Origin of the sequence: Bacteroides sp. An279, from assembly GCF_002159615.1 — a bacterium.
Lineage (GTDB): Bacteria > Bacteroidota > Bacteroidia > Bacteroidales > Bacteroidaceae > Phocaeicola > Phocaeicola intestinalis.
The window spans coordinates 88,777-97,480 of the sequence record NZ_NFJA01000002.1; the positions used below are offsets into that span (position 1 = coordinate 88,777).

General features: G+C 46.4%; 9 protein-coding genes. 8 read left to right on the plus strand and 1 reads right to left on the minus strand.

Going from position 1 to position 8,704, the window contains the following annotated elements; genetic code table 11:
* Positions 1 to 68 precede the first annotated feature (68 nt).
* Positions 69 to 980 carry a site-specific tyrosine recombinase XerD gene (gene xerD / locus B5F78_RS00905; RefSeq protein WP_087210909.1) on the minus strand — a complete coding sequence of 304 codons (912 nt, stop codon included), beginning with the start codon at positions 978 to 980 and terminating at the stop codon, positions 69 to 71.
* 66 nt (positions 981 to 1,046) lie between these two features.
* On the opposite strand from xerD, the gene aroQ reads away from it, so the two are divergent.
* The 8 genes from aroQ to B5F78_RS00945 all read left to right on the plus strand — a co-directional run bounded on the left by aroQ (position 1,047) and on the right by B5F78_RS00945 (position 8,439).
* Positions 1,047 to 1,487, plus strand: coding sequence for a type II 3-dehydroquinate dehydratase (aroQ, locus tag B5F78_RS00910; protein WP_087250416.1), 441 nt, complete (start codon positions 1,047 to 1,049; stop codon positions 1,485 to 1,487).
* Between the two features lie 108 nt (positions 1,488 to 1,595).
* The gene (gene pyk, locus B5F78_RS00915) at positions 1,596 to 3,056 is read left to right on the plus strand and encodes a pyruvate kinase (RefSeq protein WP_022038644.1); all 1,461 of its coding nucleotides are present in this window, start codon (positions 1,596 to 1,598) and stop codon (positions 3,054 to 3,056) included.
* 110 nt (positions 3,057 to 3,166) lie between these two features.
* Positions 3,167 to 3,805, plus strand: a complete 639-nt coding sequence (locus tag B5F78_RS00920; RefSeq protein ID WP_087210905.1) for an O-methyltransferase — start codon at positions 3,167 to 3,169, stop codon at positions 3,803 to 3,805.
* Positions 3,806 to 3,918: 113 nt separating this feature from the next.
* Complete coding sequence (gene rbfA, locus B5F78_RS00925; RefSeq protein WP_022038646.1) at positions 3,919 to 4,254, plus strand: 30S ribosome-binding factor RbfA; 336 nt, start codon at positions 3,919 to 3,921, stop codon at positions 4,252 to 4,254.
* The gene (locus tag B5F78_RS00930; protein WP_087405707.1) at positions 4,251 to 5,477 is read left to right on the plus strand and encodes an FtsX-like permease family protein; all 1,227 of its coding nucleotides are present in this window, start codon (positions 4,251 to 4,253) and stop codon (positions 5,475 to 5,477) included. Before rbfA ends, B5F78_RS00930 begins: the two co-directional genes overlap by 4 nt.
* A gap of 384 nt (positions 5,478 to 5,861) precedes the next feature.
* Complete coding sequence (locus B5F78_RS00935; protein ID WP_087405708.1) at positions 5,862 to 6,695, plus strand: hypothetical protein; 834 nt, start codon at positions 5,862 to 5,864, stop codon at positions 6,693 to 6,695.
* 93 nt (positions 6,696 to 6,788) lie between these two features.
* Positions 6,789 to 7,067 (plus strand): hypothetical protein, encoded by a 279-nt coding sequence (locus tag B5F78_RS00940; RefSeq protein ID WP_087405709.1) that lies wholly within the window; start codon positions 6,789 to 6,791, stop codon positions 7,065 to 7,067.
* Positions 7,060 to 8,439 carry a S41 family peptidase gene (locus B5F78_RS00945; RefSeq protein ID WP_087405710.1) on the plus strand — a complete coding sequence of 460 codons (1,380 nt, stop codon included), beginning with the start codon at positions 7,060 to 7,062 and terminating at the stop codon, positions 8,437 to 8,439. The genes B5F78_RS00940 and B5F78_RS00945 overlap by 8 nt, the downstream gene beginning before the upstream one ends.
* Positions 8,440 to 8,704: the final 265 nt, after the last annotated feature.

Here is an 8,704-nt window from a genome sequence, read left to right on the forward strand (position 1 = left end):
GCTGTTAACTTTTTGCTCGTTTTTTTTAAACAGATACTAAAAAAAAGATTAAAACGGGGCAAAAGTGCTCACTCGGATTGCTTTTTCTTGTTCCGTGGGTGGTGTTCGATGATTTCTTGCCGCAACATATTGCGGTCGATGTGGGTATAAATCTCGGTGGTGCCGATGCTTTCGTGTCCCAGCATGCACTGGATGGCACGCAGGTTGGCACCGCCTTCGAGCAGATGGGTGGCGAACGAGTGGCGGAAAGTATGGGGGCTGATGCTTTTTTTTAGTCCGATTTGGTCTGCCAACTCCTTTATTATATGAAACACCATAATGCGCGAAATGTTCTTGCCTATCCGGCTGATGAAGACAAAATCTTCGTAACCGGGGCGGATTTTTGTTTCTTCGCGTTCTACGAAGTAATTCTTCAGCTCGTTGACGGCACGGGGAGAGATGGGTACCAGGCGTTGTTTGTTTCCCTTGCCTTCCACTTTGATAAAGCCTTCGGAAAGGTAGAGGTCGGATAGCCGGAGGTTGCAGAGTTCCGATACGCGAAGTCCGCAGCTGTACAAGGTTTCCAGAATGGCGCGGTTGCGTTGACCCTCGGGGGTGCCTTGGTCGATGGCTCCGATAAGTGCATCTATTTCTTCCACGGTCAGTATGTCGGGAAGGTGTTTGCCTATCTGTGGTGATTCGAGCAGTTCGCTCGGGTCTTGCCGGATATAGTCGTCGAGGGTAAGAAAGCGGTAGAACGAGCGTATTCCTGAAAGGATGCGGGCTTGCGAACGAGGGTGGATGCCGATATCGTGGAGGCCGGCTGAGAAGTTTTCCAGGTCCTGCAAGGTGGCTTCTGTGCAGTCGATGCCCTCCAGAGTGAAGTAGGCGAGGAGTTTGTCGAGGTCGGTGAGGTACGCCTGTATGGTGTTTTCCGACAGAGACTTTTCCAATTTCAGGTATTGTCGGTACTTTGTTATAATCTTCTCGTTGGTTTTCATTTCTTTTTCGTATCTTTGTGCCGGATTTTGCAGCAAAGTTATTAAAAAGTTTACTTCGTGAATATGATGAAGATACAAATAATCAATGGTCCCAATATTAATCTGTTGGGGAAACGCGAACCTTCCATTTATGGTTCGACTTCGTTCGAAGACTATTATCAGACACTTAAAGAGCGTTATCCCGATGTGGAACTCGATTATTTCCAGTCGAACGTGGAGGGCGAGCTAATCAACAAGATTCATGAAGTGGGATTTTCTTCCAACGGAATCATCCTGAATGCCGGAGCTTACACTCATACTTCTATCGCTTTGCAGGATGCTATCCGTTCTGTTACCACTCCGGTCATCGAAGTTCATATTTCGAATGTGCATACCCGGGAAGAGTTCCGGCACAAATCGATGATAGCGTGTGCGTGTAAAGGCGTGATTTGTGGCTTCGGCCTGGATTCGTACCGGCTGGCTCTGGAAGCGCTTCTAGGTACTAGTAGACCAGGTACTAGGAACTAGGTTTTAGATACTGGTTGACTGGATGTTAGGTAAAGCATTTTAGAACCTAGTTCCTAGTGTCTGGTCAACTGGTCACCTCAAATATAAACACTAAAAACTTAAAACTATATGATGCTCAAACAAACAAAAATCGTTGCGTCTATTTCAGACTTACGTTGTGATGTCGATTTTATCCGCGACCTGTTTAACGCGGGGATGAATGTGGTGCGTATGAATACTGCCCACGCCAGCCGCGAAGGGTTCGAGACATTAATTAATAATGTGCGCCAAGTATCCAACCGAATCGGTATCCTGATGGATACAAAAGGACCGGAAGTGCGTACAACGGCAAGTGCCGAAGGACACATCGATTTCAAGACCGGCGAACGGGTAACTATCGTCGGCAAACCCGAACAGGAAACGACGCATGAATGCATCGCCGTCAGCTATCCGGGATTTGTAAACGACCTGTCAGTGGGTGCAGATGTACTGATTGATGATGGCGACCTGGAGCTGCGGGTGATAGACAAGAACGAAGATACCTTGTTCTGCGAAGTTTGCAATGATGCTACACTGGGAAACCGCAAGAGCGTGAATGTGCCTGGCGTGCGTATCAATCTGCCTTCGCTCACGGAAAAAGACCGTAATAATATCTTGTATGCCATCGAAAAGGATATCGATTTTATCGCCCACTCTTTTGTGCGCAACAAGCAGGATGTACTTGATATCCGCGAGATACTCGACGCTCATCAGAGTGATATCCAGATTATCGCGAAAATCGAAAATCAGGAGGGCGTGGACAATATCGATGAGATTCTGGAAGTGGCAGACGGGGTGATGGTAGCCCGTGGAGATTTGGGCATCGAAGTGCCGCAGGAGCGCATCCCCGGCATCCAGCGCAAGCTTATCAAAAAATGTATCCTGGCACGCAAACCGGTCATTGTGGCTACCCAGATGCTTCACACGATGATAAACAATCCGCGTCCTACCCGTGCCGAGGTGACCGACATTGCCAATGCCATCTATTACCGCACCGATGCCCTGATGCTGAGTGGCGAAACGGCATACGGCAAATATCCGGTAGAGGCAGTGAAGACCATGGCAAAGATTGCCGCACAGGCGGAAAAAGACAAGATGGAAGAAAACGACATACCTATTCCTTTGACTCCGGACAATACTGATGTGACCAGCTTCCTGGCAAAACAGGCGGTACGTGCCACCACGCTGATGCCTATCCGTGCCATCATTACCGACAGTTTCAGTGGACGTACGGCACGCAATCTGGCTGCTTTCCGTGGTAAATATCCTGTGCTTGCCATCTGCTACAAGGAAAAGACAATGCGTCATCTTGCCTTGTCGTATGGAGTGGAGGCTATCTATATGCCCGAAAAGGCAAACGGACAGGAGTATTATTTCACGGCATTGCGTAAGTTGCTGAGCGACGGTGTGCTGACTCCGAAAGAAATGGTAGCATACCTGAGCGGCGGTAAGAAAGGCACGCACACTTCGTTCCTCGAAATCAACCAGGTGGACGATGTGCTGGAAGATACCGAGAACTATGTGTTGCCGAACCGGAACAGATATTTATAATTAGAGGTGACTAGTTAACTAGGTACCAGGTGACTAGGTTTTAGATACTAAGCCAACCTGACTATTTAAAACCTAGTCAACTAGTACCTTGTCAACTGGTCAACTGAGATATGAAAGAAACCGATGCATTGGATGCATATATCCTCGGACATATTGATGAGGAGAGCGATTATCTGAAGGCGCTCTATCGGGCTACGCATGTCAAGTTGTTGCGTCCTCGTATGGCTTCGGGACACCTGCAGGGGCGGATGCTGAAGATGTTTGTCACAATGATACGTCCACGGCAGGTGCTTGAAATAGGTACGTACAGCGGCTATTCGGCATTGTGTCTGGCAGAGGGACTGGAAGAAGGGGCGATGCTCCATACCTTTGAAATCAATGACGAGCAGGAAGACTTTACCCGTCCGTGGCTGGAAGGCTCGCCCTATGCCGACCGCATCCGCTTTTATATTGGCGATGCCTTGCAGATAGTGCCTACGATGGACATCACGTTCGACCTTGCTTTTGTCGACGGCAACAAGCGGGTCTACATAGATTACTACGAGATGATACTGCCCCGGCTCCGCAAGGGAGGGTATATCATTGCTGATAATACGCTGTGGGACGGACATGTGCTGGAAGAACCCCGGAGTGCTGATGCACAGACCATCGGCATCAAGCGGTTCAATGACCATGTAGCTTCCGACCGGCGTGTGGAAAAAGTTATCCTTCCCCTGCGGGACGGGTTGACGATAATTCGAAAACTATAGGTAGCAGGTACTAGGCATTAGTTGACAGGTATAAATGGTAAACCAATGTATTTAAGACCTAGTCATCTAGTACCTGTTAACTAGCCACCTGAAAACATAAACCAAAGAAATATATGGAAACAACCAGACAAAACAAGATAGCCCGGCTGATTCAGAAAGAGCTGAGCGAGATGTTCCAGCAGCAGACGCGGACAATGCACGGCGTGTTGGTATCGGTAAGTGTGGTGCGTATTAGCCCTGATATGAGTTATGCACGTGCTTACCTTAGTGTGTTCCCTTCGGAACGTGCTGAAGAGATAGTGAAAAATATCAATGACAACGTGAAGTCCATCCGCTACGAATTGGGTACCCGTGTGCGTTATCAGCTTCGCATCATCCCCGAACTGAAGTTCTTTGTGGATGACTCGTTAGATTATGCCGCACACATCGACGAGTTGCTGAAGAAATGAATTTCCCCTTCTATATTGCCCGCCGATACCTGTTTTCGAAGAAGTCGCACAATGCCATCAACGTCATTTCCGCCATCTCTGTGTGTGGAGTGGCACTTGCTACGTTGGCGTTGGTGTGTACCCTGTCGGTATTCAACGGCTTTCAAGATCTTGTGGCATCGTTTTTTACCGCCTTCGACCCTCAATTGCGCATTACAGCAGTGCGCGGTAAGGTGTTCGATGGGGAAGACCCGCGTATCCTTGCTTTGCGGCAGATGCCCGAGGTAGCGGTATGGTCGCGCTCGCTCGAAGACAATGCCATGGTGCAATACCAGGGCAGGCAGGCAATGGCGGTTATCAAGGGTGTGGAAGACAACTTCGATATTCTCACGCCTATCGACAGTATCCTTTACGGACGCGGTGAGCTGACCTTGCACGATGAGGTGGCTCACTATGCCATCCCCGGCATTCAGCTGCTCGCCACATTGGGCAGCAGCATCCGTTTCCTTGACCCTCTAGAGGTGTACGCTCCCAGGCGCGGTGCGAAAGTGAACCTTGCCAATCCTTCTACGGCATTTGTCACCGGTAGCCTGTTTTCTTCCGGACTGGTTTTTTCGGTCAATCAGGAAAAATACGATGCCTCTTACATCCTGACTTCCATCGACTTTGCCCGTAGTCTCTTCCAATACACTACCGAAGTGAGTGCTGTCAATCTCCGCCTTGCTCCCGGTGCCGATACCGAAGCGGTGAAGCGGCAGATTCAGCAGCAGCTAGGTGGTGACTTCCGTGTGGAAGACCGCTATGAGCAGCAGGCGGATACCTACCGCATCATGCGTGTGGAAAAACTTATCTCTTACCTTTTCCTTACATTCATTCTCGTGATAGCTTGCTTTAACATCATCGGTTCGCTCTCAATGCTCATCATTGATAAGCGTGATGACGTGGCAACCTTGCGTAACCTGGGTGCGAGCGACAAGCAGATAGTCCGTATCTTCCTTTTCGAGGGACGGATGATTTCGTTTATTGGCGCATCGGTGGGCGTGGTGCTGGGACTGATACTCTGCTGGGTGCAACAAGTATTCGGGCTGATAAAATTAGGCAGTTCGGGCAGCTTTGTGGTCGATGCTTATCCCGTCAGTGTGGAAGTGACAGATGTGGCAGTGGTCTTTGTCACCGTCCTCGTGGTAGGTTTCCTATCGGTGTGGTATCCCGTGCGTTATCTTAGCAAGCGGTTGCTGAAGTGACAGCTTTTAGTAAGACTCGGTGTGTCATCTGTGTCATTCCCAAGGAGTGTGTGGGCAATGCATAGTGCAAAAGATAGACAACGGATTGAAAACGAGTTTAATTCGTTATTTCAATTTTCGGCAAAAGTCGTCAGAATGTAAAGTGCCGCTTACATGTTATCCATAAACTGTTTATCTTAGGGATGTTTTTTTAAGGAAAACAGTTATGACAGACAAAAGTTTATTGAATATCAGCATTTTACTCAATTGCCATGTAAAGGCGTATCGGATATTCAATTTTTCTGATTCCGAACTCACGTGATAAATAGAAAACATTACCTTTGCATTGGTAAAAACATGAACTGATGCAGAGCCTTTATCAATGAATAGAATAAGTTCGTCCAGATGAAAAAACTTCTTTTCATAATCGTATCCATAGCAACGGTCGGGTTGTTCCTTATCGGAATGAAACCGAAGATAAATCCTTTTGTCTCTGCGTTTGACAAGGACGGTTATGTAACATTCTCCGGGAGTGGGATGAATTTTCTTTTTGATACGGGAGCGAATATTACCTTGCTTTATGCTGATACCGTGCCGGAGTCTTTTTATCCTTTTATGCAGGCGGACGCGAAAGATATAGCCGGCAATGATTTTTCGGTGAAGAAATATTTTTCGTTTTATACGTGTTTGGGGAATATCGAAGGGAATTTGTGGACAGTCATCTTATTGCCGCGGCGTTTTCAATGGCAACATATCCATGGGGTTATAGGTACAGACATGATAGACCGTTGTAATTGGTTGCTTGATTTTGAAGAAGGTACAATCTCTAATGTTCATCCGTTTGTTTCCGGAACTCCGGATATGGTCTTGCGCTATAAGAAGGAACGAGGCTTGTATTATGTGGAGGAAATGGAACTGAATGGCGTCAAATGCTCTCATGTCTTGATAGATACGGGGTATGACCGGAGTGATTTCTTATTGCCAAAGCAGGATATAGAACAAATGTCTGACGCTTGCTTTTTGAAAAAAGATACTTGTTATGGCTTTATGGATGCAGGAAGTGTGATAACGGTTTATGAAGTGGCGCAAGGGAAAGTAAATCAAAAGCTATTTAAAAATGTGACGTTGGCGACATTGGCATCTCGAAGAACAATAGGCATTTCGTTTTTCAAGCGTTTCTCACAAGTCGTATTGGATACTCGCCAGCAGGAGATAAGATGCTATTGTTTAAATGAATAATCAGGATTAGGAATAGGTGATTTGAAATAAATCGTTATCTTTGCGGTTATGATTCGAAAAAAGAGAAATATAAAGTAAACAAAAAGCAACAAAATGAAAGAAAGCATTACAGACCGCTATATCGGCATCGGAACAGGTGTCGGGGTAGTTCTTGGTTTTATATTGAAAATGGTGTTAGACTCTTCAGCCGGACTTGTTATCGGTATTGGTTTGGGCGTGTTTGGCGGAAGTATGGCGGGCCTGATCAAACAGATGAGTCGGAAAAGCAATATGGATAAGAAGAAATTAGCATTCTATTTCTGGTGCGGATGTGCAATAGGAGTTGTGGCAGGCATCGTGGGTATGGCATTTTATTTGATTGAAAATGGATAACACTTTTCCTATACCTATATTATATAAGGAGAAAGCCGGCAATCCGTATCAGCATGAAGTGATAAATCTGTTGGCTTTCATCAAGGCGTTTCATCCGCTTCCGTTGGTAGATGAGGCGGCTTTTGCACGTTTCGAGAAGTATGTCGAATCTTTATGCGATAAGTTGGACGAGCGGATGAAGCGTCCGGCGTTTCAGGTAGAACTGAACCGTTGGCTGGCTTTGCTTCAAGATGCGCATACGTTTGTGATGCTTGACGATACATCGCTTTATCCTTTCATGTTACGTTATTATGAGGGGAGTTTTTATTTTCGAAGTCTTCCGGATTCGGTTCCGGATTGTACAGGGAAGGAACTTATAGCTATTAATGCGTGTCCGATTGGTTCATTGATACAAAAATTAAAGGTTTATGTTCCTTCGGAAAATCAGATAAAGGCTTGTATTACGGGAAGCTTTTTTATGAACAATAAAGCGTTTCTGAACGCTTTGGGGGTAGATACGGACAGGGGTGTCCGCTTTATGTTTGCGGATGGAAGTGAAGTGTGTTTGCCTTCGTCCTTAAATGAAGGTGCATCAGGCTTGTATCAGGTGAAGCAGGTTCCGCATCCGGTTACGGCAAGGAGAAACGAGCCTTTTCATTATCAGATAATCGGCGATACGTGTTATTTTCAGTTCAATGCGATGATAGACCGGTTTACTTATTGGCAAGGATGCCGTTTGATGCAGGTCTCTCCAGATAAAGCCGTGGAGGATAGTCTTCCGTTGTTTGCGGATTTCCTGGATGAAATGGCACGTGCAATGGCGGTGCATAACGTGAATCGGCTGGTGATAGACATGCGTTATAATGGAGGAGGGAATAGTGTATTGGGCGATGTGTTGCTTGAATTTCTGGGTGTCTCCCTTCGGGATATTTGTCCGTTTCATTCCTACATCCGTGTGTCTGATTTCTTGCAAACGTGTTATCCTACGCTTTTTATCCGTGACAAGTATGAATCAATGAAAGGGGAGTTGGCGGAACAACATCAAGTAATGAATGATTTTACCGGTGATATGCCGAAGCCTTCCAGTCGTTTTCATGGAGAAGTGGCGTTTATTCAAGGGCAGAATACCTTCAGCAGTGCCAATTATCTGTTGACGCTCATCAAAGACAATGCGCTTTTCCCGATTATCGGGACTCCTACCTCCCAAAAGCCGACCTGTTTCGGTGATGTGCTTTGCGTAGAACTTCCTTATACCCAAACCCAAGCTTACATCAGCCATTCGTATTTTGTACGGCCCGATGAACGGAATCAGGATACGAGTTTATTGCCCGATTCTCTTGTACGAACTTCATTGAAGGACTGGTTGAACGGGAAAGATGCATGTTGGGATTAAATTTAAATGAATATCCGCATTTCCGCCCAATAAACTGTAGGGGCGTATCGCATACGCCCTAAAAGCATCCACATGGATAAGTTGGCGTATTCGGGCGTATGCAATACGCCCCTACAGGGGTCGTTTGCGGATATTCATCAATTATTTTTATTCATGCTTTTTAGAAGCTGTTTTGAATTTATCGTGCGATGATTTGGGATGAGTTTTTGAGGCATTTTCGCTTCTGTGATGAGGAAGATAGCGGGCTATCTGACGAAGAACAGGA

What these genes read in the sequence shown, in the direction of transcription:
- xerD (WP_087210909.1), bottom strand. Translation starts at nt 980, where the DNA reads ATGAAAACCAACGAGAAGATTATAACAAAGTACCGACAATACCTGAAA.
- aroQ (WP_087250416.1), top strand. Translation starts at nt 1,047, where the DNA reads ATGAAGATACAAATAATCAATGGTCCCAATATTAATCTGTTGGGGAAA.
- pyk (WP_022038644.1), top strand. Translation starts at nt 1,596, where the DNA reads ATGATGCTCAAACAAACAAAAATCGTTGCGTCTATTTCAGACTTACGT.
- B5F78_RS00920 (WP_087210905.1), top strand. Translation starts at nt 3,167, where the DNA reads ATGAAAGAAACCGATGCATTGGATGCATATATCCTCGGACATATTGAT.
- rbfA (WP_022038646.1), top strand. Translation starts at nt 3,919, where the DNA reads ATGGAAACAACCAGACAAAACAAGATAGCCCGGCTGATTCAGAAAGAG.
- B5F78_RS00930 (WP_087405707.1), top strand. Translation starts at nt 4,251, where the DNA reads ATGAATTTCCCCTTCTATATTGCCCGCCGATACCTGTTTTCGAAGAAG.
- B5F78_RS00935 (WP_087405708.1), top strand. Translation starts at nt 5,862, where the DNA reads ATGAAAAAACTTCTTTTCATAATCGTATCCATAGCAACGGTCGGGTTG.
- B5F78_RS00940 (WP_087405709.1), top strand. Translation starts at nt 6,789, where the DNA reads ATGAAAGAAAGCATTACAGACCGCTATATCGGCATCGGAACAGGTGTC.
- B5F78_RS00945 (WP_087405710.1), top strand. Translation starts at nt 7,060, where the DNA reads ATGGATAACACTTTTCCTATACCTATATTATATAAGGAGAAAGCCGGC.